At 60.5% G+C, this 22,791-nt stretch carries 26 protein-coding genes; 12 read left to right on the forward strand and 14 right to left on the reverse strand.

Annotated elements, in window-relative coordinates:
- Nucleotides 1-166: 166 nt before the first annotated feature.
- From VXL81_RS07100 to VXL81_RS07110, 3 genes are all read left to right on the forward strand, one after another.
- Nucleotides 167-799, forward strand: coding sequence for an ATP-dependent Clp protease proteolytic subunit (locus tag VXL81_RS07100; protein ID WP_340545310.1), 633 nt, complete (start codon nt 167-169; stop codon nt 797-799).
- Between the two features lie 140 nt (nt 800-939).
- The gene (clpX, locus tag VXL81_RS07105) at nt 940-2,208 is read left to right on the forward strand and encodes an ATP-dependent Clp protease ATP-binding subunit ClpX (RefSeq protein ID WP_340545311.1); all 1,269 of its coding nucleotides are present in this window, start codon (nt 940-942) and stop codon (nt 2,206-2,208) included.
- A gap of 106 nt (nt 2,209-2,314) precedes the next feature.
- A complete protein-coding gene (locus tag VXL81_RS07110) occupies nt 2,315-2,674 on the forward strand; it encodes a RidA family protein (protein ID WP_416553512.1) in 360 nt (119 codons plus the stop codon).
- Between the two features lie 29 nt (nt 2,675-2,703).
- Here VXL81_RS07110 and VXL81_RS07115 read toward each other — a convergent pair whose 3' ends face one another.
- A complete protein-coding gene (locus tag VXL81_RS07115; RefSeq protein WP_416553514.1) occupies nt 2,704-2,991 on the reverse strand; it encodes a hypothetical protein in 288 nt (95 codons plus the stop codon).
- A gap of 172 nt (nt 2,992-3,163) precedes the next feature.
- Here VXL81_RS07115 and VXL81_RS07120 point away from each other — a divergent pair, with 172 nt between their 5' ends.
- The 3 genes from VXL81_RS07120 (at nt 3,164) to VXL81_RS07130 (ending at nt 4,460) form a co-directional block, all read left to right on the forward strand.
- Nucleotides 3,164-3,550, forward strand: coding sequence for an NADH:ubiquinone oxidoreductase subunit NDUFA12 (locus VXL81_RS07120; protein ID WP_340545314.1), 387 nt, complete (start codon nt 3,164-3,166; stop codon nt 3,548-3,550).
- A gap of 95 nt (nt 3,551-3,645) precedes the next feature.
- The gene (gene mlaD, locus VXL81_RS07125; RefSeq protein WP_340545315.1) at nt 3,646-4,098 is read left to right on the forward strand and encodes an outer membrane lipid asymmetry maintenance protein MlaD; all 453 of its coding nucleotides are present in this window, start codon (nt 3,646-3,648) and stop codon (nt 4,096-4,098) included.
- On the forward strand, nt 4,098-4,460 hold the full coding sequence (locus VXL81_RS07130) for a DUF2155 domain-containing protein (protein WP_416553516.1): 363 nt from the start codon (nt 4,098-4,100) through the stop codon (nt 4,458-4,460). Before mlaD ends, VXL81_RS07130 begins: the two co-directional genes overlap by 1 nt.
- On the opposite strand, the gene aat is transcribed toward VXL81_RS07130, so the two are convergent.
- The 9 genes from aat to VXL81_RS07175 form a co-directional block, all read right to left on the reverse strand.
- On the reverse strand, nt 4,424-5,056 hold the full coding sequence (gene aat, locus VXL81_RS07135; protein ID WP_416553518.1) for a leucyl/phenylalanyl-tRNA--protein transferase: 633 nt from the start codon (nt 5,054-5,056) through the stop codon (nt 4,424-4,426). The genes VXL81_RS07130 and aat overlap by 37 nt on opposite strands.
- Before the next feature lie 128 nt (nt 5,057-5,184).
- Entirely contained in the window at nt 5,185-6,537 is a 1,353-nt protein-coding gene (gene accC / locus VXL81_RS07140) for an acetyl-CoA carboxylase biotin carboxylase subunit (protein WP_340545318.1), read from the reverse strand.
- A gap of 9 nt (nt 6,538-6,546) precedes the next feature.
- On the reverse strand, nt 6,547-7,041 hold the full coding sequence (accB, locus tag VXL81_RS07145; RefSeq protein ID WP_340545319.1) for an acetyl-CoA carboxylase biotin carboxyl carrier protein: 495 nt from the start codon (nt 7,039-7,041) through the stop codon (nt 6,547-6,549).
- 160 nt (nt 7,042-7,201) lie between these two features.
- On the reverse strand, nt 7,202-7,738 hold the full coding sequence (locus tag VXL81_RS07150; RefSeq protein ID WP_340545320.1) for a PAS and helix-turn-helix domain-containing protein: 537 nt from the start codon (nt 7,736-7,738) through the stop codon (nt 7,202-7,204).
- A gap of 201 nt (nt 7,739-7,939) precedes the next feature.
- On the reverse strand, nt 7,940-8,695 hold the full coding sequence (locus tag VXL81_RS07155; protein ID WP_340545321.1) for an ABC transporter ATP-binding protein: 756 nt from the start codon (nt 8,693-8,695) through the stop codon (nt 7,940-7,942).
- An 11-nt stretch (nt 8,696-8,706) separates the two neighbouring features.
- The gene (locus VXL81_RS07160) at nt 8,707-9,462 is read right to left on the reverse strand and encodes an ABC transporter ATP-binding protein (protein WP_340545322.1); all 756 of its coding nucleotides are present in this window, start codon (nt 9,460-9,462) and stop codon (nt 8,707-8,709) included.
- Between the two features lie 12 nt (nt 9,463-9,474).
- The gene (locus VXL81_RS07165; RefSeq protein ID WP_416536174.1) at nt 9,475-10,677 is read right to left on the reverse strand and encodes a branched-chain amino acid ABC transporter permease; all 1,203 of its coding nucleotides are present in this window, start codon (nt 10,675-10,677) and stop codon (nt 9,475-9,477) included.
- 4 nt (nt 10,678-10,681) lie between these two features.
- The gene (locus VXL81_RS07170; protein WP_340545324.1) at nt 10,682-11,704 is read right to left on the reverse strand and encodes a branched-chain amino acid ABC transporter permease; all 1,023 of its coding nucleotides are present in this window, start codon (nt 11,702-11,704) and stop codon (nt 10,682-10,684) included.
- Between the two features lie 154 nt (nt 11,705-11,858).
- Complete coding sequence (locus tag VXL81_RS07175) at nt 11,859-13,205, reverse strand: substrate-binding protein (protein WP_340545325.1); 1,347 nt, start codon at nt 13,203-13,205, stop codon at nt 11,859-11,861.
- A gap of 232 nt (nt 13,206-13,437) precedes the next feature.
- Between VXL81_RS07175 and VXL81_RS07180 the strand changes: the two genes are divergently transcribed.
- The 5 genes from VXL81_RS07180 (at nt 13,438) to VXL81_RS07200 (ending at nt 19,747) form a co-directional block, all read left to right on the forward strand.
- Complete coding sequence (locus VXL81_RS07180) at nt 13,438-14,751, forward strand: short-chain fatty acyl-CoA regulator family protein (protein ID WP_416553520.1); 1,314 nt, start codon at nt 13,438-13,440, stop codon at nt 14,749-14,751.
- A 99-nt stretch (nt 14,752-14,850) separates the two neighbouring features.
- Nucleotides 14,851-15,297: a response regulator transcription factor gene (locus VXL81_RS07185; RefSeq protein ID WP_340545327.1), complete on the forward strand. Its 447-nt coding sequence runs from the start codon at nt 14,851-14,853 to the stop codon at nt 15,295-15,297.
- On the forward strand, nt 15,294-15,629 hold the full coding sequence (locus VXL81_RS07190; protein ID WP_416553522.1) for a hypothetical protein: 336 nt from the start codon (nt 15,294-15,296) through the stop codon (nt 15,627-15,629). The genes VXL81_RS07185 and VXL81_RS07190 overlap by 4 nt, the downstream gene beginning before the upstream one ends.
- Complete coding sequence (locus VXL81_RS07195) at nt 15,629-18,307, forward strand: ATP-binding protein (protein ID WP_416553524.1); 2,679 nt, start codon at nt 15,629-15,631, stop codon at nt 18,305-18,307. Before VXL81_RS07190 ends, VXL81_RS07195 begins: the two co-directional genes overlap by 1 nt.
- A gap of 81 nt (nt 18,308-18,388) precedes the next feature.
- Complete coding sequence (locus VXL81_RS07200) at nt 18,389-19,747, forward strand: FliM/FliN family flagellar motor C-terminal domain-containing protein (protein WP_416553526.1); 1,359 nt, start codon at nt 18,389-18,391, stop codon at nt 19,745-19,747.
- A gap of 201 nt (nt 19,748-19,948) precedes the next feature.
- Here the strand turns inward: VXL81_RS07200 and VXL81_RS07205 are convergent, their stop codons facing one another.
- The 4 genes from VXL81_RS07205 to VXL81_RS07220 all read right to left on the reverse strand — a co-directional run bounded on the left by VXL81_RS07205 (nt 19,949) and on the right by VXL81_RS07220 (nt 22,194).
- Complete coding sequence (locus VXL81_RS07205; protein ID WP_416536168.1) at nt 19,949-20,398, reverse strand: TIGR01244 family sulfur transferase; 450 nt, start codon at nt 20,396-20,398, stop codon at nt 19,949-19,951.
- 11 nt (nt 20,399-20,409) lie between these two features.
- A complete protein-coding gene (locus VXL81_RS07210; RefSeq protein ID WP_416536166.1) occupies nt 20,410-20,841 on the reverse strand; it encodes a DUF6691 family protein in 432 nt (143 codons plus the stop codon).
- Nucleotides 20,841-21,269: a YeeE/YedE family protein gene (locus VXL81_RS07215; RefSeq protein ID WP_416540299.1), complete on the reverse strand. Its 429-nt coding sequence runs from the start codon at nt 21,267-21,269 to the stop codon at nt 20,841-20,843. Before VXL81_RS07215 ends, VXL81_RS07210 begins: the two co-directional genes overlap by 1 nt.
- Nucleotides 21,270-21,330: 61 nt before the next feature.
- The gene (locus VXL81_RS07220; protein WP_416536162.1) at nt 21,331-22,194 is read right to left on the reverse strand and encodes an MBL fold metallo-hydrolase; all 864 of its coding nucleotides are present in this window, start codon (nt 22,192-22,194) and stop codon (nt 21,331-21,333) included.
- A gap of 346 nt (nt 22,195-22,540) precedes the next feature.
- On the opposite strand from VXL81_RS07220, the gene VXL81_RS07225 reads away from it, so the two are divergent.
- Nucleotides 22,541-22,771: a hypothetical protein gene (locus tag VXL81_RS07225; protein WP_340545335.1), complete on the forward strand. Its 231-nt coding sequence runs from the start codon at nt 22,541-22,543 to the stop codon at nt 22,769-22,771.
- The last annotated feature ends 20 nt before the right edge of the window (nt 22,772-22,791 follow it).

Genomic DNA, 22,791 nt, shown 5'->3' on the forward strand with positions numbered 1-22,791 from the left:
CGACGCGGACCTGACTGTTTGCGCCACCGAGGCCGCATTCGGGTGCAGGGCACAGGCCAGCGCAAAAACAATCGCCGCCCCTTGCAGCCCAAATGTGGCGGCACTAAGACTCGGGTAATACTCAGTCGGCTATGATGCCGATACAATTCAAAGCAGGCAGGTCAATATGGTCGATCCAAGAGAAACATACATGAACACGCTGGTGCCGATGGTGGTGGAACAGACCAGCCGCGGTGAACGCGCCTATGATATCTTTTCGCGCCTGCTGAAGGAGCGGATCATTTTCCTTAATGGTCCGGTTCACGACGGCATGAGCTCCCTGATCGTGGCCCAGCTGCTGCACCTCGAGGCGGAGAACCCGTCGAAAGAGATCTCGATGTATATCAACAGCCCCGGCGGCGTTGTGACCTCGGGTCTGTCGATCTATGACACCATGCAATACATCAAGCCGAAGGTTTCGACACTGGTGATCGGCCAGGCGGCCTCCATGGGCTCGCTGCTGCTGACGGCGGGTGAGGCGGGGATGCGGTTCTCGCTGCCCAACAGCCGCGTCATGGTGCATCAGCCCTCCGGTGGCTTCCAAGGGCAGGCGACGGATATCATGATCCACGCCGAGGAAACCCTGAAGCTGAAGAAGCGCCTGAACGAAATCTACGTCAAGCACACCGGCCAGGAATACGACAAGATCGTGAACGCGCTGGAGCGGGATAATTTCATGTCTCCCGAAGAGGCGAAGGAATTCGGATTGATCGACGAAATCGTCGAAAACCGCAGCAAGCTGGACGACGAGGACAGCTGATCAGCGGTGTGAGCTGGCAGGTGTGCCCCGTCGTCATCGGGGCACACTTTGCGATTGTGGCTGCTGTGCCTGTGGCATAAGCTGCCAATATTACGGGTGGCGCAGGAGGCGCATGCACGCCCTGGACGGAAAGGTAGACCATGGCAACGAACTCAAGCGGCGACAGTAAGAACACGCTTTATTGCAGCTTCTGCGGCAAGAGCCAGCATGAGGTACGCAAGCTTATTGCGGGCCCAACCGTGTTCATCTGCGACGAATGCGTCGAACTGTGCATGGACATCATCCGCGAAGAGACGAAGGCCTCCGGGCTGAAGTCCACCGACGGCGTTCCGACGCCGAAGGACATCTGCGAGGTCCTTGACGATTATGTGATCGGTCAGGCAATGGCCAAGCGGGTGCTGTCTGTTGCGGTGCACAACCACTACAAGCGCCTGAATCACGCTCAGAAGGCGGGTTCGGACATCGAATTGTCAAAATCCAACATTTTGCTGATCGGCCCCACCGGCTGCGGCAAGACGCTGCTGGCGCAGACGCTGGCGCGTATTCTGGATGTGCCCTTCACCATGGCGGATGCGACCACGCTGACCGAAGCCGGTTATGTGGGCGAGGATGTCGAGAATATCATTCTCAAGCTGTTGCAGGCGTCGGAATACAACGTCGAACGTGCGCAGCGCGGCATCGTCTACATCGACGAGGTCGACAAGATCACCCGCAAGTCGGAAAACCCTTCGATCACCCGCGACGTGTCGGGCGAGGGGGTGCAGCAGGCGCTGCTGAAGCTGATGGAAGGTACCGTGGCCAGCGTGCCGCCGCAGGGCGGGCGCAAGCATCCGCAGCAGGAATTCCTACAGGTGGACACCACCAATATCCTGTTCATCTGCGGTGGCGCCTTCGCCGGTCTCGACAAGATCATCAAACAGCGCGGCAAGGGTTCGGCCATGGGCTTTGGCGCGGATGTGCGTGATGACAGCGATGCGGGTGTCGGTGAAACCTTCAAGAAGCTTGAACCTGAAGACCTGCTGAAATTCGGCCTGATCCCGGAATTCGTCGGCCGTCTGCCGGTTCTGGCAACACTGGAAGATCTGGATGAGGACGCGCTGATCACCATTCTGACCAAGCCGAAGAATGCTCTGGTCAAACAGTATCAGCGCCTGTTCGAGCTGGAAGATACCGAGCTGGACTTTACCGAGGAAGCGCTGAGTGCGATTGCGAAGAAAGCGATCGAACGCAAAACCGGCGCCCGTGGTCTGCGCTCCATTCTGGAGGATATCCTGCTCGACACCATGTTTGAGCTGCCGGGAATGGACAGCGTCGAGAAAGTGGTCGTGAACGAAGAGGCTGTGAACTCGGACGCACAACCGCTGATGATCCACGCCGACGCCGAAAAAGAGTCGGCGACAGCTGGTTAAGCTTTGTAGCGATGCCAATGGCAGAGCTGAGATGATTGAAAGGCGGCGTGAGGGTAACCTTGCGCCGCTTTTCCATGTGATTTTCGGTAAGAAAGAGACAGAGAACATGATCAAACGCATTTCCTCCGGAGGCGAATTTGAGGCCAAGATCGGCTATTGCCGCGCCGTGGTTGCGGGCGGCTTTGTGCATGTGGCAGGCACCGTGGGACAGGGGGACGACGTGGTCGCGCAGTGCCAGTCAGCGCTTAATATCATTGGCGCCGCGCTTGAGCAGGCGGGCAGCAGTTTTGCCGATGTGGTACGGGTGAACTACTACCTGCCCGATCGCGCTGAGTTCGAGCCCTGCTGGCCGCTGTTGGCGCAGACCTTTGGCGATAAACCGCCAGCTGCCACGATGATCGAATGCGGGCTGATTGATCCCAAGTTTCGGATCGAGATCGAGGTAACGGCCCTGGCGTCGGCCTAAGGGGTACTCTGGCCTGGGCCGACTGCGGGCTAGAACTCGAAACTACGCATAGGGGCGGTTTCCTTGCGGCGCCGCTCCATCAGCTTCTGCAACTCGCTTTTCTCTGGTTCTGCAGTCAGGCCCAGCATGGATTTCGCCGCGTCCAGCGTTTTCATTGTCATCTGCTGCCAATCTCCTTCATCCGGTTCGGCCAGGCGGATCGTCTTTGGCCCCTGCTGGGCACGGTCGCCGTGGATCATCAGGCTGGTCACCTGCATCAGGTCCAGCACAGTAACGGCGACAATAAGGGTTGCGACCAGAGAAAGGATGAAGCGCACGGGCGGCCTCGCTATCGGATGTTAAGAATTCACGCGCATCTTAGGCGGCAATTATGGCCCGATTGTGCAAATGCCCGAGAAGTTTTGCGACAATCCCCATGGGCGGGTGCAGCGTGTCTGGACCTTGGCGGTAAATTGCGCCATATCAGAAGCGAAATTTTCGGAGGAACCGATGGGAATCCTGAACTCTCTCTTGCGGGCTGTGACCTGGTGGAACGGCTCGACCCTGAATACGCGTATCTTCACCGCCCGTAAGGGCACCAAGGTGGGTGAGGACGATCAGGGCAACGTGTATTATCGCAATGCCGACGACAGCAAGCGCTGGGTGATGTTCAACGGCGAGGTTGAGGCCTCGCGCATCGGGGCAGATTGGCATGGCTGGTTGCACCGCACGTTTGACGAAGTGCCGTCCGAAAAACCTCTGGCGCATAAACCCTGGGAAAAGCCGCATCAGGAAAACCTGACCGGCACCATGCTGGCCTATGCGCCGGCCGGGTCGATCCGCGCAGCCGGAGCTCCCAAGGAACGCAGCGACTATGAAGCATGGTCGCCGGAATAAGCATCGGTCACATCTGATCGAGACAACAGCGTCGCCAGCGGCGCTGGCCGGTCGGCGCAGGTGTCGACCCATCCAAAGGCAGGGGCTGAAACAGCATGTCGCATAACACTACCGAGGTTCTGGCAGGTGGGCTGGTTCTGGCCGCTGCCATCGGATTTGCCGTCTATGCCGGTCAGGCTGCCGGTCTGTCGCGCGCCGGCTCTGCTTATGAGCTGAACGCCTCGTTCCGGTCTCTGGAAGGGGTGAGCGTTGGCACCGATGTCCGTCTTGCCGGTGTCAAGATCGGCACGGTCACCGGTGTTGAACTGAACCCGCAGACCTTTCGTGCCGATACCCGGTTCTCCGTCAAGGAAGGGATCGAGATCCCCGACGACAGCGCGGTGGTGATTTCTTCCGAAGGCCTGCTTGGCGGCAACTTCGTTGAGGTGATGCCCGGCGGATCGCCCTTTGCCTTTGAGGCGGGGGACGCGGTGGAGGACACTCAGGGCGCGGTCAGCCTGATCTCGCTTCTGGTGAAATTTGTTGCAGGCAGCGGAGACGAAGGCTGATGCGTCTGATTGCGGCGCTTTTTGCACTTGCGATGGCCACGGGTGTCGCTTGCGCGCAGGGGGCTGCTGAAAATGGCACCTCCGCCGTTTTGCGCGGCCTCGACAAGGTCAGTGGTCAGACGCAGGATCTGGAAATTCCGGTGGGCGGCAGCGCTGAGATATTTGGCGTGATCGTTAGCCTGCAGGAATGCCGCTTTCCTGCCGACAACCCAACCGGCGATGCCTATGCCTATGTGACGGTGCGCAATCCCAATGATGCCACGGTTTATTTTGACGGCTGGATGATCGCGTCAAGCCCGGCTTTGAACGCGCTGGATCACAGCCGCTATGATATCTGGGTGATGCGCTGCACCAACGCCTGAGGCGTGGGCAGGGGGGCGGCGGTAAAATCCGCGTCAATATCCAGCGCCTCCCGCAATTGGCGGCGATAGCGCGCCCGGCTGATCTCGACCGCGCCGAGAGAGGCGAGATGCGGCGTCAGGAACTGCGTATCACAGAGGGTGAAACCCGTCTGTCGCAGCCGATCCATCAGATAGGCCAATGCGATCTTTGACGCGTCCCGGCGCCGGGAGAACATGCTCTCACCGAAGAACGCACCGCCCAGCACAACCCCATAGACGCCGCCTGTCAGCTCACCTGCGTGATAAACCTCAAGCGAATGGGCGTTGCCCTGCTGGTGCAGATCAATGTAGCGGGCGCGGATTTCTGGGTTGATCCATGTCTCGGCGCGATCGGCACAGCCGTCAAGCACTGCGGCAAAATCCCGGTTCACGGCAATTTCATGCCCCCCCTTTCGCAGGGTTTTGGCCAGCGAGCGCGACAGATGAAATCCACCGATCGGGAACACGCCGCGCCGCTTCGGATCTACCCAGAAAACGTCGGGGTCGTCCCGGCTCTCGGCCATGGGAAAAACGCCGACGGAATAGGCGTGAAGCAGCAGTTCTGGCGTGAGGGTCATAAGGCTAGTCTAAAACGGGATCGTGGGTCCGGGGAAATGGAAAACGCGATGATACAAGGCAAAGGGCAGGGGTAAAAATCGGGCAGCGGGAAAGAAAAAAGGCGGCCCCGCAAGGCCGCCCCGAATGATCAGGCGTTACCGAGATTGGTTTCCAGCCATTTTTCCAGCCAATGAATATTGTACTGCCCGGTGTGGATGTCCTTCTCTTCGAGCAGCGCGTGGAACAGCGGAACGGTGGTGTCGACACCATCCACGATCAGCTCTCCAAGGGCACGGCTGAGACGTGCCAAGGCCTCTGGCCGGTCGCGGCCATGCACGATCAGCTTGCCAATCAGGCTGTCGTAGTAGGGCGGGATCGAATAGCCGTCGTAAAGCGCCGAATCCATCCGCACACCCAGCCCGCCGGGGGCGTGATACTGGGTGATCTTGCCCGGACAGGGCGAGAAGTTCGGCAGTTTCTCGGCGTTGATCCGCACCTCGATCGAGTGACCGTTGATCTCCAGATCGTCCTGTGTGAACGACATCGGCAGGCCTTCGGCGACCCGGATCTGCTCGCGCACCAGATCGACACCGAAAATGCTCTCGGTGACCGGATGTTCCACCTGCAGGCGGGTGTTCATCTCGATGAAGTAGAATTCACCGTTTTCATAGAGGAACTCGATGGTGCCAGCGCCGATGTAATTGATCTTTGCAACAGCATCCGCACAGGTCTTGCCGATCCGCGCGCGTTCCTCCGGGGTAATGCAGGGGCCGGGAGCCTCCTCGAAAACCTTCTGGTGGCGCCGCTGCAGCGAACAGTCGCGCTCGCCCAGATGAACGGCATTGCCCTTGCCGTCGCCAAAGACCTGGATCTCGATGTGGCGCGGTGTGGTCAGGTATTTCTCGATATAGACCTCATCGTTGCCAAAGGCGGCTTTGCCTTCGGCGCGGGCAGTCATGAAGGCCTGTTCCATGTCGGCGGCGGTCTTGGCTACCTTCATGCCACGTCCGCCACCGCCGGCGGTGGCCTTGATGATCACCGGATAGCCGATGTCCTCGCCAATTTTCTTGGCAGTTTCCAGATCCGGTACACCACCATCGGAGCCGGGCACGCAGGGCACGCCCAGATCCTTCATGGTGTCCTTTGCGGTGATCTTGTCGCCCATGACGCGGATATGTTCCGCGGTGGGGCCGATAAAGGTCAGCCCGTGGTCCTCGACGATCTGAACGAAATTGGCATTCTCCGACAGGAAGCCATAGCCGGGATGGATCGCCTGAGCACCGGTGATCTCGCAGGCGGAGATGATGGCGGGGATCGACAGGTAGCTGTGGGTGCCGGACGGCGGTCCGATACAGACGGATTCGTCGGCCATGCGAACATGCATCGCATCCGCGTCAGCGGTGGAATGCACGGCAACCGACTTGATGCCCATTTCCCGGCAGGCGCGGATCACGCGCAGCGCGATCTCACCTCGGTTGGCAATCAGGATCTTATCAAACATGTTGGACCCTTACTCGATGATGACCAGCGGCGTTCCGAATTCGACCGCTGCGCCGTCTTCGACGAGGATACGCTTGATGGTGCCGGCCTTCGGGGCCGGGATGTGGTTCATGGTCTTCATGGCTTCGACGATCAAGAGGGTATCGCCCTCGGCCACCTGATCGCCAACTTTTACAAAGGTCGGCGCGCCCGGTTCGGGCTGGGTGTAGACGGTCCCGACCATCGGCGAGGGAACGGCGCCGGGGTGGCTGGCGGGATCCTCTGCGGCGGCGGGTGCTGCGGCAGGGGCGGCGGCCGCCGGGGCAGCTGCCGCGGCCACCGGGGCCGGTGCGGCATAAGCCTGTACAGGGGCCGCGGCCATGGTCTGGCGCGATACGCGCACGTTCAGGCTGTCGTCTTCGCCGTAGTCACGTTTGACCTGCAATTCGGTCAGATCATTGTCGCGCAGCAGTTCCGCCAGCGCTTTGATGAAGGATACGTCTGCTTCGTGGGTCTTATTTGTCATTGTTGTCCTCAGCCGGTTCCGACAGGCCCGCAGATCCCTACGGGCATAAGAATTGAAGGCGCTTATAGGGTATGCTTTACCACAAGGAAAGCGCTGACAAGATAGCCGCTAACATGAGCGCCATTGGCAGGATTTGCAATCTCGTCGCGCAGATCAGAGCTCAGAGCGGCATTCCGGTCAGTTTTGCCACCAGTTCCGGCAGCTTGCGGGCGGAGAATTTGACCAGGAGATGGGCGCGATGGGTTTCTATCGTGCGATACGAAAGGTTCAGTTCCGCACCGATTTCCTTGGCCGACAGCCCGCGACAGGTAAGGATCGCCACATCCCGCTCGCGCGGGGTGAGGCTGACCACCGGTCGGTCGTCTGAAATATCGGCAAAGCTCCAGACACCGCTGCGAAAATGCTGCTCCGGTGTCAGCGACCGCCCGCGCACCCGGCACCAGAACAGATCGCCGTTGCGACGGCGCATGATCCGTTCGTCGTTATAGTGGCCGGATTGCGCATCCGCCTGTTGCAGCCGATCTCCAATCCGCTGGAAGTCTTCCTGACTGGGGTAAAGCTCGGCGATGGGCAGGCCGACATAACTGGCGCTGGCGCCGCCAAAGGTTTCGGCAAACTGCCGGTTGCAGCGCTGGATCACCCGTTTGTCAAGCAAAGCCAGCCCCACCGGGGCAAATTCAAAGGCGAGATCGGTCATGCGGGCAGATAACCGCTGTTATTGTGCAAAGCAAAGCGAATTCCGCCCGATAGGCGCCAGTGCCGATCTGTCTCGTGGTGGCAGGCCTTCATTGTCCGGGATTCCGCGCGGATGCGGCACCAAAAAAGGGCTGATGCACTGGCATCAGCCCCAAGGTGCCAAGGTCGGCCATTCGTACCGACCCGACGGGGAGTGTTTGGATCAGATGGCCAGATATTCGGCGCGCAGTTCCTCGTTTTCCAGAACCTCGGCCGCTGAGCCATCAAAGACGATGCCTCCGGTGTCGAGGATCACCGCGCGGTCGGCCAGTTCCAGAGCGCGCACCGCGTTCTGTTCGACGATGACGGTGGTGATGCCCTGCTGTTTGATGTGGATGAGGGTCTTTTCGATCTCATCGACGATCACGGGGGCCAGACCTTCATAGGGTTCGTCGAGCAGCAGCACCTTGATGTCACGGGCCAGCGCGCGGGCGATGGCCAGCATCTGCTGCTCCCCACCGGAGAGGGTCACGCCCTCTTGCTTGCGCCGCTCGCCAAGACGCGGGAACAGTTCATATAGACGTTCGATCGACCAGCCGATGGGCGGGGCAATCTGGGCCAGCTGCAGGTTTTCCTCAACCGTCAGGCCGGGGATGATGCGGCGATCTTCCGGCACCAGACCCAGGCCCGCCGCCGAAGCCTCATGCGAGGACATCGTGTGCAGCGGCTGATGATCGAGCCAGATTTCACCCTTGGTCACCATCGGTGAACCCGTGCGCGCGATGGAACGCAGGGTCGAAGTCTTGCCAGCGCCGTTGCGACCCAGAAGCGCCAGGATCTCACCTTCATGCACATTGAAGGAAATGCCCTGAACGATGTAGCTCTCGCCGTAATAGGCGTGCATGTCCCAGACCGAGAGAAAGGCCGGGGCCGTGGTGGCGTGGTTGGCGTGTTTGGAAAAGTCGGGTTTGACGTTCATCTGTGATCTCCTTACGCCGACTCGCCGAGGTAGGCTTCGCGCACCTTCGGGTTGCCTTTGATGTTTTGCGGATCATCCTCCACCAGTGGTTTACCCTGCGCCAGCACGGTGATCCGGTCCGCCAGCGAGAATACGACGTGCATGTCGTGTTCGATGATCGCGATGGTGATGTCGCGCTCGGACTTGATCTGTTTCAGCAGATCAATGGTGTTGTTGGTATCGGCCCGCGCCATGCCCGCTGTGGGTTCGTCCAGCAACAGGAGGCGCGGTTCTTGTGACAGACACATGCCAATCTCAAGCCGTCGCTTATCCCCGCGTGACATGGAGGCCGCGTTCATGTGCCGTTTGTCGGCCATGTTCATCTCCTCCAGCATATGCTCTGCCTTTTCCAGAATGTCGCGCTGGCTGGAGACGGCGCTGATCGCATTCATCTCAAAGGCGCCGTCGCGTTTGGCAAAGCAGGGGATCATCATGTTCTCCAGCACCGAGAGGTCGCCAAAGATCTCTGGCGTCTGGAAGACGCGGGAAATGCCCATCTGGTTGATCTCATAGGGCGCGCGGCCCAGAACGGATTTGCCGTCAAACATCACCGACCCTGTATCCGGGATCAGTTTGCCCACCAGGCAGTTCAGAAGGGTCGATTTGCCTGCACCATTGGGGCCGATGATGGCATGGACCGTGTTTTCGCGCACGCTGAGGTTCACCTCTGACAGCGCCTGAAGGCCGCCGAACCGTTTGCCTACGTTTTTGACTTCAAGGATACCCATTGGTCTTGCTCCTTATTCCGCAGGTTCAGTTTTGCCCGAGGGGCTGTCTTTTTCGTGTTTGCGCCCCTGGATCCAGCCGCGCAGCTTCTGTCCGCCTTCGACCAGGCCACCGGGCAGGAAGATCACAACCAGCATGAACAGGATGCCCAGCGTCAGGTGCCAGCCCTTGCCGATGAAGGGGTGGACGATGAAGACCATCGCATCCTCGATCCCGTCGGGCATGAAGCTGAACCAGCTGTGCAGGACGTTGTCGTTGATCTTGGAGAAGATGTTCTCGAAGTATTTGATGAAACCTGCGCCCAGAACCGGCCCGATCAGGGTGCCTGCTCCGCCGAGGATTGTCATCAGAACCACTTCACCAGAGGCGGTCCACTGCATCCGTTCGGCGCCTGCCAGCGGGTCCATTGAGGCCATCAGGCCGCCAGCCAGACCGGCATACATGCCCGAGATCACAAAGGCAGCCAGCGTGTAGGGCCGCGTGTTCAGGCCGGTGTAGTTCATCCGCTGCTGGTTCGATTTCACCGCCTTCAGCATCAGACCAAAGGGCGAGCGGAAGATACGGATCGACAGGTAGAATGCGGCCAGCAGGATCAGTGCGCAGAGGTAGTAGCCCGCGTTGAACTGGAAGGCCCACGGACCCACGACCATCTCGAAGGTCGAGCGCATCTCCAGGCCAAAGAGGCTGGTCACCGGGATCGAGCCATCAGCGGTCGCCGACACGCCCAGAATGCGCGGGTCATCCAGCGTCAGCTGCAGGCCGGTCTCGCCATTGGTGATTGGGGTCAGCACCGAATAGGCCAGATTGAAGGACATCTGCGCGAATGCCAGCGTCAGGATCGAGAAGTAGATGCCGGAGCGGCGCAGGCTGACATAGCCGATCACCAGTGCAAACAGACCCGCGACGATCACCGACAACACGATGGCCGGAACCACGTTCATGCTGAGCAGCTTGAACATCCAGACCGCTGAATAGGATCCCACACCAAGGAAGGCGGCATGACCAAAGGACAGGTAGCCGGTGAGGCCAAAGAGAATGTTGAAGCCGATGGCAAAGATCCCGAAGATTACAAACCGCTGCATCAGGTCCGGGTAGCCCGCGTTGAACTGCGCCAGGGCGCTGCCCGTCGGGAAGGGGTTCAGGATGAACGGTGCAAACAGGGTCAGGATGGCAACGACCAGCAGCAGCGTCTTGTCTTTTTTGTTGAGTGCGAACATGTGCTTAGTCCTCCATCACACCTTTGCGGCCCATCAGGCCTCGAGGGCGGGTGAGCAGAATGATGATTGCGACCACATAGATGATGATCTGGTCGATACCGGGGATCAGGGATTTGATTTCATTCATCGAGGCGAAGCTTTCGAGCACGCCAAGAAGGAACCCTGCAAGCACGGCGCCGGGCAGCGATCCCATACCTCCGACAACCACCACCACAAAGCTCAGCACCAGGAAATCCATACCCATGTGGTAGTTGGGGGAGTTGATCGGTGTGTACATAACGCCGGCCAGTCCCGCGACGGCGGCCGCGATGCCGAACATGATGGTGAAGCGGCGGTCGATATTGATCCCCAGCAGCCCGACGGTTTCACGGTCGGCCATACCGGCGCGCACCACCATGCCGAATGTGGTAAACTGCAGGAAGGAGAAGATGCCGCCGATGATCACAAGGGCAAAGCCGAAATAGACCACGCGCCAGACCGGATAGATGATGTCGAGGCCGATGATCGCACCCAGATTGATCACGCCGTTCAGCGCATCGGGCGCAGGCGTCTGGATCGGGTTGGCGCCGTAGAAATATTTCACCACCTCTTGCAACACGATGGCGAGGCCAAAGGTCACCAGAATCTGATCCGCATGGGGGCGCTTGTAGAAATGCTTGATCAGCCCGCGTTCCATCACATAGCCAACCGTAATCATGATCGGGATGGCAAATAGGATCGCCAGCGGCACGGCCCAGTCGACGATGGCACCGCCCACCTCGGGGCCGAACCAACTCTCCACATAGGGGGTTTTCACCTTGAGCGGATTGCCCAGAAAATCCTTCTGGGTTTCATCCACGGTTTCAAAGCTGAGGCTCAGGACGCGTTGCACGGTGACCGCACAGAACGCGCCGATCATGAACAGCGCCCCATGGGCAAAGTTCACCACGCCGAGCGTGCCAAAGATGAGTGTCAGACCCAGCGCGATCAGCGCATAGGCCGAGCCCTTGTCGAGCCCGTTCAAGATTTGCAATAGGATTGCGTCCATTGTCCCCACCTTCGGTTGGTCCGTCTGGAATTGGCATAAGTCGGCTGTTCAGCGCCGCTGGCGCTGGTCCTGTCGTCTAGACATGTCGGGCAGGGTCAAGCCGGGAGAGTGACGGGACGGGCACCGTTGAGAGTGCCCGCCCCGGTTATCGCGATCAGGCGCCGCTGTTGCAGGTGCCCAGGGCACCGCCTGCAAACATCGGGTGATCCGGCGGGTAAGTCACCTGCGCTGCCGGGGTCACTTCGACCACTTCAAGCAGGTCGAACTCCGAGGTCGGGTTTTCCTTGCCGCGCACAACCAGAACGTCCTTGAAGCACTGGTGGTCTTCGGCGCGATAGAGCGTCTTGCCGTTGCCCAGACCGTCGAATTCGAACCCTTCGAGGGCTTCGACAACCGCACAGGGGTTGAACGAACCCGCGCGTTCCACCGCATCTGCATATAGCAGGGTCTGACAGTAGACGGTATGCGCGGCCTGGCTGGGCGGGAAGCCATACTTGGACCCGAAGGAACGTACGAATGCCTGCGAGCCTTCGTCCTGCAGCGACCAGTGCCAGTTGGTGGAGCCGTGGATGCCCTTCACGTTCTCGCCCGCACCTTTCGCCATCAGACGCGAATAGAGCGGTACGACAATCTCGAAGTTCTTGCCGTTTACAACCTTTTCACGCAGGCCGAACTGAACCGCGTTGGTCAGCGAGTTCACCATGTTGCCGCCATAGTGATTCAGCACCAGCACATCCGCGCCGGAGTTCAGAACCGGGGCGATGTAGGACGAGAAGTCGGTTGCAGCCAGCGGCGTGCGCACCTTGTTCACGGTGTTCCAGCCCAGGGCCTCGGTGGCGGCGGCGATGGATTCTTCCTGGGTCCAGCCCCAGGTGTAATCCGCCGTCAGGTGATAGGCGTTCCGGTCAGTGCCGTAGAGGTTCTTCAGCACCGGCGCCAGGGCAGCGCCGGACATGTAACCGTTGAAGAAGTGACGGAAGCCGTTGGCTTTCTTGTCTTTACCAGTGGTGTCGTTGGAGTGGGTGAGACCCGCCATGAAGATCACGCCGGCCTCCTGGCAGAGACCCTGCACGGCAATCGCAACACCGGAGGACGAGCCACCGGTGATCATTACGGCACCGTCCTTTTCGATCATCGACTTGGCGGAGGCACGGGCGGCGTCAGATTTTGTCTGAGTGTCGCCGGTGACGTATTTGACTTCTTTGCCCAGGATACCGTTGCCCTGTAGCGACTTGGACGAGAAGGTGTTCATCATGCCGCCGTCGCCGCCGCCATTCAGATGTTCGACCGCCAGCTTGTAGGCGCGCAGCTCGTCCGCGCCTTCGTCGGCATAGGGGCCTGTTTGCGGAACGTTGAAGCCCAGCGTCACGCTGCTGCCGGTCGGTTCGTTGGTAAACGCCGCAGCAGACGATGCGGTAAAGATTGTCGGAAGCGCAACGCCGGCACCTGCCAGGGCGCCGGTCTTCAGGACTCCGCGACGTGATACGTCAGTCTTGGACATGTAATCCTCCCATTTGTGTAATGACGACAACAGCTCCTCACTTCCGCTGGCGCCCGCACGTTTTCGTGCAAAATCAGTATGGGCGCGGCTTGTAAAATTGCGCAATAAAACCCTTGAAATGCAGGTTTATTCTGTAAAGAAATGAACAGGTGTTAAGGATTTTTTGTAAAGAAACTTATGTTGCGTTGCAGAAAACCCTTGATCCACCGTGTTTTTGAGAGGGGGCATTGCCATGGGCCGTGACACGCTGACAGGAAGCCGTATCCGGGAGAGGCGCTTGATGTTGGGACTGCGTCAGGCGGAGCTGGCCCGGCTGGTCGATATCTCGGCCTCCTATTTGAACCTGATTGAACACAATCGCCGCAGAATCGGCGGTAAGCTGCTGGTGGATCTTGCACGGGTGCTGGCGGTTGAACCCTCCATGCTGACCGAAGGGGCAGAGGTGGCGTTGCTGGCGACCCTGCGGGAGGCGGCGGCTGATCTAACCCGACCTGTGGCCGAACTGGACCGGGTAGACGAATTTGCGGGCCGCTTTCCCGGCTGGGCCGAGGTTCTGGCCCAGGGCCGACTGCGGATTGCCAGCTTGGAACGGACGGTCCAGACGTTGTCGGACCGGCTGACACATGATCCTCAGCTGGCGGCTTCGCTGCATGAGGTGCTGTCTACCGCTGCCGCCATCCGGTCGACTGCCTCGATCCTCGCCGAAACCGGCGAGCTGGAGGCCGAATGGCGGGATCGGTTCCACAAGAACCTCAACGAGGATTCCCGGCGTCTGGCCGAGAGCAGCCGTGCGCTGGTGAATTTTCTTGATGAGAGCAACACATCGGTCGAACGGCGGGGGATGCCCCAGGAAGAGGCGGAGCAGTTCTTTGCCGCTCATGAGCACCACTTTGTGGAACTGGAAGTTGCGGATGTGGCCGCCCGCCCCGGGCTGATCGAGGCAATGCTGTCGCAGGCCGATGAGCTGGTCAGCGCCGCCGGAACCGCCATTGCCCGCGCCGGGCTGCTGCAATATTGCGCCGATGCCGAGGCGATGCCGCTGACAGATTTGGCCGAGCGGCTTGCCCGCGATGGCGTGGCCCCTGTCGCCCTGGCGCGTGCGTTCGACTGTGACCTGCCGACGGTGCTGCGGCGGCTTGGGGCCTTGCCGCCTGAAGTTCTGGGGCAGGAGGCAGGGCTGGTGATCTGCGATGCCTCGGGGTCGATCCTGTTCCGCAAGCCTGTGACCGGGTTCGCCCTGCCGCGTTTTGGAGCCTCCTGTCCGCTCTGGCCGCTTTACACGGCGCTGTCGCGGCCGCAGGAACCCGTGCGCCGCGATGTGGTGCAACAGGGGCGCAATGCAGTCGGGTTTGATTGTCTGGCGGTTTCCTGGCCGCATCAGCGACCGGATTTCGACAGTGATCCGTTGTATCATGCTGTGATGCTGATCCTGCCCAAGCGTGACGTGGCTGAGACCGCTCAGCCGGTCGGCGCGAGCTGCCGGATCTGTTCGCGCCGCGACTGTGTGGCGCGGCGCGAGCCGTCGATCCTGAAGGAAGAGTTTTGACAGCGGCGCAAGCGCAGCGCTACTGTTGCGCCAGGGACGGAGGCGCCTGGGGGCAATGACCCCGCGAAGGTTCGGGCGTAGGGGAGGACTATCCACACAATGGGCAGGCATGTTGTTCTGGTCGAAGACGAGCCGAATATCACCGAAGCAATCCGGTTTCTGCTGACCCGCGACGGCTGGCAGGTGGACAGCCATGCCGATGGCAGTGATGCGGTAGAGGTGATCTGTGCAGCCAAGCCGGATCTGGTGATCCTGGATCTGATGTTGCCGGGCAAAAGCGGCCTGGAGATCATCCGCGAGCTGCGCGAGAGCGCGCGATTGCCGGGGTTGCCGGTGCTGATGCTGACCGCAAGGGGGCAGCTGCGCGACCGGGAGATGGCCGAACAGGCCGGAGTTACGCGGTTCATGACCAAACCGTTTTCCAACAATGAGGTGCTGACCGCTGTGCGGGATCTGCACGCGCAGGCTGCCCAGAACCGGGCCAAACTGTCTGATGCGGCGGCTGCCGCCGCTGCCGATCTGGCCGAACAGGCCCGCCAGGGATGATCCGTGGCGACGGGGCCGAAGGCGAGGGTGAAACCGCGGCGCCGTTTGTCGAGCGCAAGACCTACCGCCGCCGTCGCCTGATGGATGTCGCACGATTCTTGCCGGTGCTCGGTGCGCTGCTGTTTGCGGTTCCGCTGATGTGGCCTGACCCTGATCCCTATCCAGCCACCGACACGGTGTCGGGTATGCCCCTGTCGCGGGCGATGATTTATATCCTGGTCGTTTGGGCGGGGCTGATCCTGGCCAGCTTCGGCTTTGCGCTGGCGGTGCGCCGCTGGGCGGAACATTGGACAGAGGGTGGCGAGCCGCGCCGGGGCGGGGACGCAGACTGATGGCGTCGCTCAATGTTCTGGCGCTGGTCTGTCTGGGATATGTCGCCCTTCTGTTCATCGTCGCCTTTGCGGCGGACCGCCATGCCAGCCACGGTCGCGCTGCCCGCTGGATGCGATCTCCGCTGATCTATACGCTGTCGCTGTCGATCTACTGCACGGCCTGGACATTCTATGGCGCCGTGGGCTACGCGGCACGTTCGGGACTGGAGTTTATCACCATATACCTCGGCCCGACGCTGGTAATGGTCGGCTGGTGGTGGGGGCTGCGCAAGCTGGTACGGGTCGGCCGCAGCCAGCGGATCACCTCTATCGCTGACCTCTTGTCTGCGCGCTATGGCAAGTCGAACCTTCTGGCGATTGGCGTCACGATTCTGGCGGTGATTGGTACGACCCCCTATATTTCGCTGCAATTGCAGTCCATTACACTGTCTTTCTCGATCTTTGCCGAGGCTGATCCGCTGCGCAGTGTCAATGAAACGCAGACGGTGTTCTGGGTGGCGGCGGGGCTTGCGGCCTTTGCCATTCTGTTTGGTACGCGCAATCTCAACGCCAACGAACGCCATCATGGTGTTGTCACCGCCGTCGCGCTTGAGGCCGTGGTAAAACTGATCTCCCTGCTGGCGGTGGGCATTTTTGTGGTCTGGGGAGTGGTGGGTGGTGTGGGCGAGACGATGGCGCGGATTGACGCCTCCAGCATAGGTCAGTGGCAGGTCGATGGCGGTCGCTGGGCCACCATTACGTTCCTGTCCGCCGCCGCCTTTGTCTGCCTGCCGCGTATGTTTCAGGTCATGGTGGTCGAGAATGAGGATGAACGCCACCTGCGGGTCGCGGCCTGGGCGTTTCCACTTTATCTGCTGTTGATCTCGATCTTCGTGGTGCCGATTGCGGCCATCGGGCTGGAGTTGCTGCCGGCCGGGTCGAATCCGGATCTGTTCGTGCTGACCCTGCCGCTGGCGCAGGGACAGCAAGGGTTGGCGATGCTGTCTTTCCTTGGCGGGTTTTCCTCGGCAACATCCATGGCCATTGTGGCTGCAATGGCGCTGTCGACGATGGTGTCGAACCATATCGTGATGCCGATCTGGCTGCGCTGGCAGGAGGTGGGTGCCTCGGTCTCGGGGGATGTGCGGCATGTGGTGCTGCTGTCGCGACGTCTGTCCATCGCAGGCATCATGGCGCTGGGGTATTTCTATTACACGCTATCGGGCGGCGGTGCGGCGCTGGCCGCCATCGGTCTGATCTCCTTTACCGGTATCTCCCAGATGCTGCCGAGCCTTGTCGGGGGCCTGTTCTGGCGCGGCGCCACGCGCAGCGGTGCGCTGGCCGGCCTGTCGGTCGGCTTTGCGATCTGGCTTTATACAATGCTGCTGCCGGAGCTTGGCGGTGGGCTGTTGCCCGCGCGGGTGCTGGCCGAGGGGCTGCTGGGCCTATCCTGGCTGCGGCCACATGCGCTCTTTGGGATCGAGGGCCTTGATCCGACGGTCCATGCGGTGCTCTGGTCGATGGCCTTGAACACGGCGGCGTTTCTTATCGGATCATTGCTGACCTTTCCAAGCCCTTTGGAGCGGTTACAGGGCGCGCAGTTTGTTCATGTGTTCGATCATTCGTCGGGGCCGCGCGGCTGGACCGGCTCGGTTGCGCAAAGCGAGGATCTGATGATCATGTCGCAGCGTATTCTGGGCGCGGGCGAGGCTCAGCAGTTCTTTCAGAGCGAATTGGCGCGGCAGGGAGGGCGTGGTCCGTTGCCGGAGCCGACGCCTGCGTTTCTGGAGCGGCTGGAACGCGAACTCAGCGCCTCGATCGGGGCGGCGGCGGCCCACGCCATGGTGGGGCAGATTGTGGGGGGATCGTCGGTGTCGGTGCAGGATCTGCTGGCTGTGGCGGATGAGACCGCGCAGATCCTCGAGTATTCCAACCGGCTTGAGGCGCAATCTGAAGAGCTGTCAAGAACCGCGCGCAAGCTTCAGGAAACAAACGAAAAGCTGACCCAGCTATCGCAGCAGAAGGATGCGTTTCTTAGCCAGGTGAGCCATGAATTACGCACGCCAATGACTTCTATTCGCGCCTTCTCCGAAATCCTGCGCGACACTGAGAACCTCGAACCCCGTGATCACAGCCGCTATGCTGGTATCATCCATGACGAGGCGCAGCGGCTGACCCGTCTGCTGAACGATCTGCTGGATCTGAGCGTGTTGGAAAACGGTCAGGTCAGCCTCAACATCAGCGCCGGGCGGCTCGGCGATGTGCTGGATCATGCGGAGGCGACCGCGCTGGCGGATGGTTCCGCGCGGCTGAAAGTTCAGCGTGATACGGCGACGGATGAGATGCGGCTGTCATCGGATCTGGACCGGCTGGCACAGGTGTTTATCAATCTGATCGCCAATGCCGACAAATACTGCACCGCGGCAGAGCCGCAGCTGCGTATCATGGCGCGGCAGAGCGGTGACTGGTTGTTCATTGACTTCATCGACAATGGGCAGGGAATCCCGGCGGAGTTTCGGACCATGATTTTCGAGAAATTCTCGCGAGTTAGCCCAGAACGTGCAGGCGGCGCCGGTCTTGGTTTGGCGATCTGTCGCGAGATCATGCAGCGCCTCGGCGGTGATGTGGCCTACCTATCGGATGAGGTCAGCGGCGCGTTTCAGGTTTCCTTACCTCTTCGTCGGGAAAACCCGGTTTAACTGTTTATCGTAAAGTTATTGGTAACCACTCTTGGGGTAGACCTATGGCAAAGCGGTGCGAGAGGGGCAGGTTTACAACCTATGTCTGAAACGAAATCGGAATCGGCAGCGACTGGTGGCAGCGGCGTATTGGCCCGCAAATTGGCCGCCACCAAAGAAGGCAAAGGCGGGCTTACCAGCTCCCTGACCCTGAAGGCGTTGCGCCGCTCGATTGCGCGGGCGGCGGCGGATCTGTGTGATCTGCCGGTCGCTGTGCTGGCCGCGCGCCAGTCCAACCGTGTTCCGGAAGATCTGCCACCGCATCTGTCGGACAAGCATCTACTGGTGGTATTGGACGGGCCGAACGGGCGTATCGGTGCTGCGACACTGGACGCGCCAACCGTGACCGCCCTCATTCAGCAGCAGACCATGGGGCAGGTTCTAGGCAAGGCGCCGAGCGAACGTAATTACACCCCGACAGACGCGGCCATGGTTGCCGATTTTCTTGAGCGCACCTTTGCCAAGGTGGTCTCCATGCTGGCCCAGCAAAAGGATGAGGCGATCTTCTCCGGCTACCGTTTCGGCGCGCAGGTAGAGGATGTGCGCAGCCTCGTTCTGGGTCTTGAGGCTGAAGATTACCGGGTGATTGAGCTGACGCTGGATCTGGCCTGCGGTGCCATGCAGGGCGGGCTGACATTGATCCTGCCGGAACCCACGCCGGAGGATCTGGGGCAGGCCGGGCAATCGGCCCATGCTGCGGGTCCGTCACTGGGCAGCAATATGGGGTCAATGCGTGCAGAGCTGCGCGCGATCCTCTGCAAGATGAAGATCCCCGCAAATGAATTCTCCTCGCTCGAGGAGGGGGATCTTCTGCCGCTGGATCAGGCCTATCTCTATGAGACGGAAATGATCTCGATCAGCGGCCAAGCCGTTGCGCAGGGACGTCTGGGGCAGATGAATGGCGCCCGCGCCGTGCGGCTGACAGATCCCCGGACCAAACTTGTGAATGATAGTGCGGCCGATCAGGGCTCATTCTCAACTCATATGGGCGGCGATGCCGCTGCGCTCGACCATGAACCTCCGACGCTGGATCTCTCCATAGCGGCCGACGGGTTGCAAGACCCGATGGGCGGCATGGGTGGGCTTGGCGATATGGGCGGCGATCTTGGGGATTTGGGCGGTGATCTTGGAGCCGACTTTGGCGGCGATCTGGGAGGCGACCTTGGCGGCGATTTCGGCGGAATGCCAATGGGCGATGGCCTCGGTGATGGGCTTGGCGACGGTCTTGGTGATACGATGTCTGGTGATCTGCCGGATCTTGGCGAATTGCCGGACCTTGGCGCGATGCCCATGGGGGACGGTCTGGGTGATGGATTCGGAGATGGGCTGGGCGAGTTCAACGCCGACGCCGCCGCGATGGAAATCTCCGATCTGGCCGGGCTGAACAGCGGTACCGGCTGACCGCGATAACGCAATCCCATCGCGCCTGATGCTGTCCTGCCAGTCTCCGCACGGTGCGCGGCAATGCGACCCTTTCGAAAGCTCAGTGGAACACCCGCTATCGACAGAAACAATAAAGACAGTGCACGATCGGCACTGTCTTTATTTTTCATATGTTTATATGGCGAAGCTTATCTGGCGTTGCGGGCTTTGGCCACGACGTCAGCTGTCGCCTTCGGCAAGGGCGGATTGGGTTGCGACGGCGATCAGAGTCGGCCGGAGCCCGTCCAGCTGATAGCCCGCCTGCGCGGTTGCGGCGAGGATTTCATCCACCGGCATCACCGGCGCTTGCCCAAGGGCCCAGATGACCGAGCAGCGCGTGCCCGAGGCACAATAGGCCAGAACCGGACCTTCGGAAGCCTCAATAAAGGCCTGTTGCTGTGCAACATTCTCAGGCGTCATGGTCTGGTGGGTCAGGGGAAGCACCTCAAACCGAAGCCCCTGCGCCTCAGCGGCGGCGCGGATAGCCTCGGCCTGATGGCTTGGCGGTACCTCGGCATCGGGCCGATTGCAGATCACCGTGGTGAAACCGGCCTCGGCCAGCTGTGGCAGGTCCTCAACCGAAATCTGCGGCGAGACGGAATAGCGGGGGGTCAATGTGCGTGCATCCATGGATCTGTCTTTTACGTGCTTGCTGCGGTTCGGTCCAGTCGCTGGACGACGGGCGGTGCCGCAATCATGCCGGCGCCCATCGAGACCAGGAAAATGACGCCTCCAAACCCACCATAGCTGAGCGAGGCCATTGCTGGTCCGGGGCAGAGACCGGCAAGTCCCCAGCCCATCCCGAAGAGGACCGAACCGATCACCAGGCGCCTGTCCAGTTCCTGGCGCGGCAGGCTGGGAAAGGAGCCACCGACCAGTGGGCGGCGTCCGTCTGTCAGTTGCCAGGCCACTGCCATCGGCAGGATCGCGCCGCCCATTACGAAGGCCAGCGTGGGGTCCCAGTTGCCAAAGATATCAAGCCAGCCCTGGACCTTTTGCGTGTCGGTCATCCCTGACAGAAACAGTCCCAGACCAAAAAGCCCGCCGGCGACGAAGGACAGCAGTACCCGCATTAGATTAGCCCCCAGAGATGACGAAACAGGGCCAATGTCACGGCGCCTGCAAGAATGTAGATGAGAGTTGCCACCAGCCCGCGCAGCGACAGCCGCGATATGCCGCAGACGCCATGGCCGGATGTGCAGCCATTGGCGATACGAGTGCCAAGACCAACCAGCAGGCCCGCTGCGATGATCACCACGGTGTTGCTGGTCAGATGGGTGTCAGGGGCGTCGGCCACGGTCAGCCAGATCACCAGCGGCACCAGAATGACACCGGCGATGAACGCGATGCGCTCGCCCGACGTATTGCGCCCACTGCCGTCGATCAGCCCTCCAAGGATGCCGCTGGCGCCCATGATACGGCCGTTGCCAAGCAGATAAACTGCCCCGCCTGAGCCGATCAGCGCACCGCCAATCAGTCCCCAGATCCAATCTGCATTCATCGTGATATCCCTTGTTTATGGCCGCTTGTGCCCAGTTCGGCGCAGTGTGTGTCAGGCCCGATCAAAGCTTGTCGATCGGCACCTTGAGGTAGACATGGCCGTCGTCCTCCGGTTCTGGCATCCGGCCGGCCCGCATATTGACCTGCAGTGATGGCAGGATCAGCCGGGGCATGGCCAGAGTGGCGTCACGGGCATCCCGCATGGCCACGAATTCCTCGATGGGACGGCCCTGACCGATATGGATGTTGAGCGCCTTCTGCTCTCCAACGGTGGTTTCCCAGGCATAGTCGTCGCGGCCAGGCGCCTTGTAATCGTGACCGACAAAGATTCGGGTCTCATCGGGCAGGGCGAGAATTTTCTGGATGGATTGAAACAGCGCCTCAGAGGATCCACCCGGAAAATCGCAGCGGGCGGTGCCGAAGTCCGGCATGAACAGCGTATCACCGACAAAGGCTGCGTCGCCAATCACATAGGTGAGGCAGGCCGGGGTATGGCCCGGTGTGTGCAGCACGTCGCCGCGCATCTGGCCGATGTGAAAACTATCGCCATGTTTGAACAATGCGTCGAATTGGCTGCCGTCGCGCTGAAACTCGGTGCCTTCGTTGAACACCTTGCCGAAAGTGTCCTGTACCAGCGTGATATTGGCACCAATGCCTATCTTCCCGCCGAGCTGTTCCTGAAGATAGGGCGCTGCCGACAGGTGGTCGGCATGAACGTGGCTTTCGAGGATCCATTCCACCCGCAGCCCTTCGGCCTTGACCCAGGCAATCATCTCATCAGCGGACCGGGTATCGGTGCGCCCTGCGGCATGATCAAAATCCAGTACGGAATCGATCAGCGCGCAGGCGCTGCCGTCCGGCTCCCGCACCACATAGGATACGGTATTTGTCTGTTCATCAAAAAAGGCTTTGACGATCGGCTTCATGGGGACCCTCCTGCTGTGGCACTTACATATATTAAATAATGAATATGTTCAAGTGGGCATTCACCCGGGGCTGCGAAAAATCGACCGTAAATCAGGGCGCGGGGTCGGTGCCTTGGCTTGTACCTGCTCATTTTCTCGTTATGGTTGATCTCGCTCAAAGTCATGCTGCGGATACTATGCTACTGTGGCGATTGTGGTGAGGTGAACCGCGATGACTTGTGCAGAACACAAGGGGTGTCGGGAGCGGGCAGAAGGGCGTTGTTGAGCCCCCCCCCGGTCCCGGTTCATACCCCCGTGTTGCGGCGCGGGTGATGCCCGCCGCGCAGGCTCTAGGGAGGAGTGTGGAATGACCAACGACAATAGCAGGATCGACAGTCTGATACAGCGGGCCGAAGGGCTCGAACGCAAGATATTGGCCGCACATCGCCAGGATCGGCTTGCGCTGCATCCTGATTTTAATCGGACATTGGCACGTCTGCGTGTGGCAGGTGGGCGTGTGCCGACCCGCATGGTGCGACTGGAGCAGATCCTTAGCGAGGAATCCGCCGAGGATATGTTCGACAATATGCCGGTTTGAAAGATGGCGCTGTGCCCGGC

This window comes from Phaeobacter sp. JH204B (genome assembly GCF_048055755.1).
GTDB lineage: Bacteria > Pseudomonadota > Alphaproteobacteria > Rhodobacterales > Rhodobacteraceae > Phaeobacter > Phaeobacter bryozoorum.

Coding starts and splice junctions, on each gene's coding strand:
- mlaD (WP_340545315.1), top strand. CDS start 3,646: ATGTCGCATAACACTACCGAGGTTCTGGCAGGTGGGCTGGTTCTGGCC.
- VXL81_RS07185 (WP_340545327.1), top strand. CDS start 14,851: ATGGGCAGGCATGTTGTTCTGGTCGAAGACGAGCCGAATATCACCGAA.
- accB (WP_340545319.1), bottom strand. CDS start 7,041: ATGACAAATAAGACCCACGAAGCAGACGTATCCTTCATCAAAGCGCTG.
- VXL81_RS07190 (WP_416553522.1), top strand. CDS start 15,294: ATGATCCGTGGCGACGGGGCCGAAGGCGAGGGTGAAACCGCGGCGCCG.
- aat (WP_416553518.1), bottom strand. CDS start 5,056: ATGACCCTCACGCCAGAACTGCTGCTTCACGCCTATTCCGTCGGCGTT.
- clpX (WP_340545311.1), top strand. CDS start 940: ATGGCAACGAACTCAAGCGGCGACAGTAAGAACACGCTTTATTGCAGC.
- VXL81_RS07110 (WP_416553512.1), top strand. CDS start 2,315: ATGATCAAACGCATTTCCTCCGGAGGCGAATTTGAGGCCAAGATCGGC.
- accC (WP_340545318.1), bottom strand. CDS start 6,537: ATGTTTGATAAGATCCTGATTGCCAACCGAGGTGAGATCGCGCTGCGC.
- VXL81_RS07160 (WP_340545322.1), bottom strand. CDS start 9,462: ATGGGTATCCTTGAAGTCAAAAACGTAGGCAAACGGTTCGGCGGCCTT.
- VXL81_RS07205 (WP_416536168.1), bottom strand. CDS start 20,398: ATGGATGCACGCACATTGACCCCCCGCTATTCCGTCTCGCCGCAGATT.
- VXL81_RS07215 (WP_416540299.1), bottom strand. CDS start 21,269: ATGAATGCAGATTGGATCTGGGGACTGATTGGCGGTGCGCTGATCGGC.
- VXL81_RS07170 (WP_340545324.1), bottom strand. CDS start 11,704: ATGGACGCAATCCTATTGCAAATCTTGAACGGGCTCGACAAGGGCTCG.
- VXL81_RS07155 (WP_340545321.1), bottom strand. CDS start 8,695: ATGAACGTCAAACCCGACTTTTCCAAACACGCCAACCACGCCACCACG.
- VXL81_RS07165 (WP_416536174.1), bottom strand. CDS start 10,677: ATGTTCGCACTCAACAAAAAAGACAAGACGCTGCTGCTGGTCGTTGCC.
- VXL81_RS07225 (WP_340545335.1), top strand. CDS start 22,541: ATGACCAACGACAATAGCAGGATCGACAGTCTGATACAGCGGGCCGAA.
- VXL81_RS07175 (WP_340545325.1), bottom strand. CDS start 13,205: ATGTCCAAGACTGACGTATCACGTCGCGGAGTCCTGAAGACCGGCGCC.
- VXL81_RS07180 (WP_416553520.1), top strand. CDS start 13,438: ATGGGCCGTGACACGCTGACAGGAAGCCGTATCCGGGAGAGGCGCTTG.
- VXL81_RS07210 (WP_416536166.1), bottom strand. CDS start 20,841: ATGCGGGTACTGCTGTCCTTCGTCGCCGGCGGGCTTTTTGGTCTGGGA.
- VXL81_RS07120 (WP_340545314.1), top strand. CDS start 3,164: ATGGGAATCCTGAACTCTCTCTTGCGGGCTGTGACCTGGTGGAACGGC.
- VXL81_RS07200 (WP_416553526.1), top strand. CDS start 18,389: ATGTCTGAAACGAAATCGGAATCGGCAGCGACTGGTGGCAGCGGCGTA.
- VXL81_RS07220 (WP_416536162.1), bottom strand. CDS start 22,194: ATGAAGCCGATCGTCAAAGCCTTTTTTGATGAACAGACAAATACCGTA.
- VXL81_RS07100 (WP_340545310.1), top strand. CDS start 167: ATGGTCGATCCAAGAGAAACATACATGAACACGCTGGTGCCGATGGTG.
- VXL81_RS07130 (WP_416553516.1), top strand. CDS start 4,098: ATGCGTCTGATTGCGGCGCTTTTTGCACTTGCGATGGCCACGGGTGTC.
- VXL81_RS07150 (WP_340545320.1), bottom strand. CDS start 7,738: ATGACCGATCTCGCCTTTGAATTTGCCCCGGTGGGGCTGGCTTTGCTT.
- VXL81_RS07195 (WP_416553524.1), top strand. CDS start 15,629: ATGGCGTCGCTCAATGTTCTGGCGCTGGTCTGTCTGGGATATGTCGCC.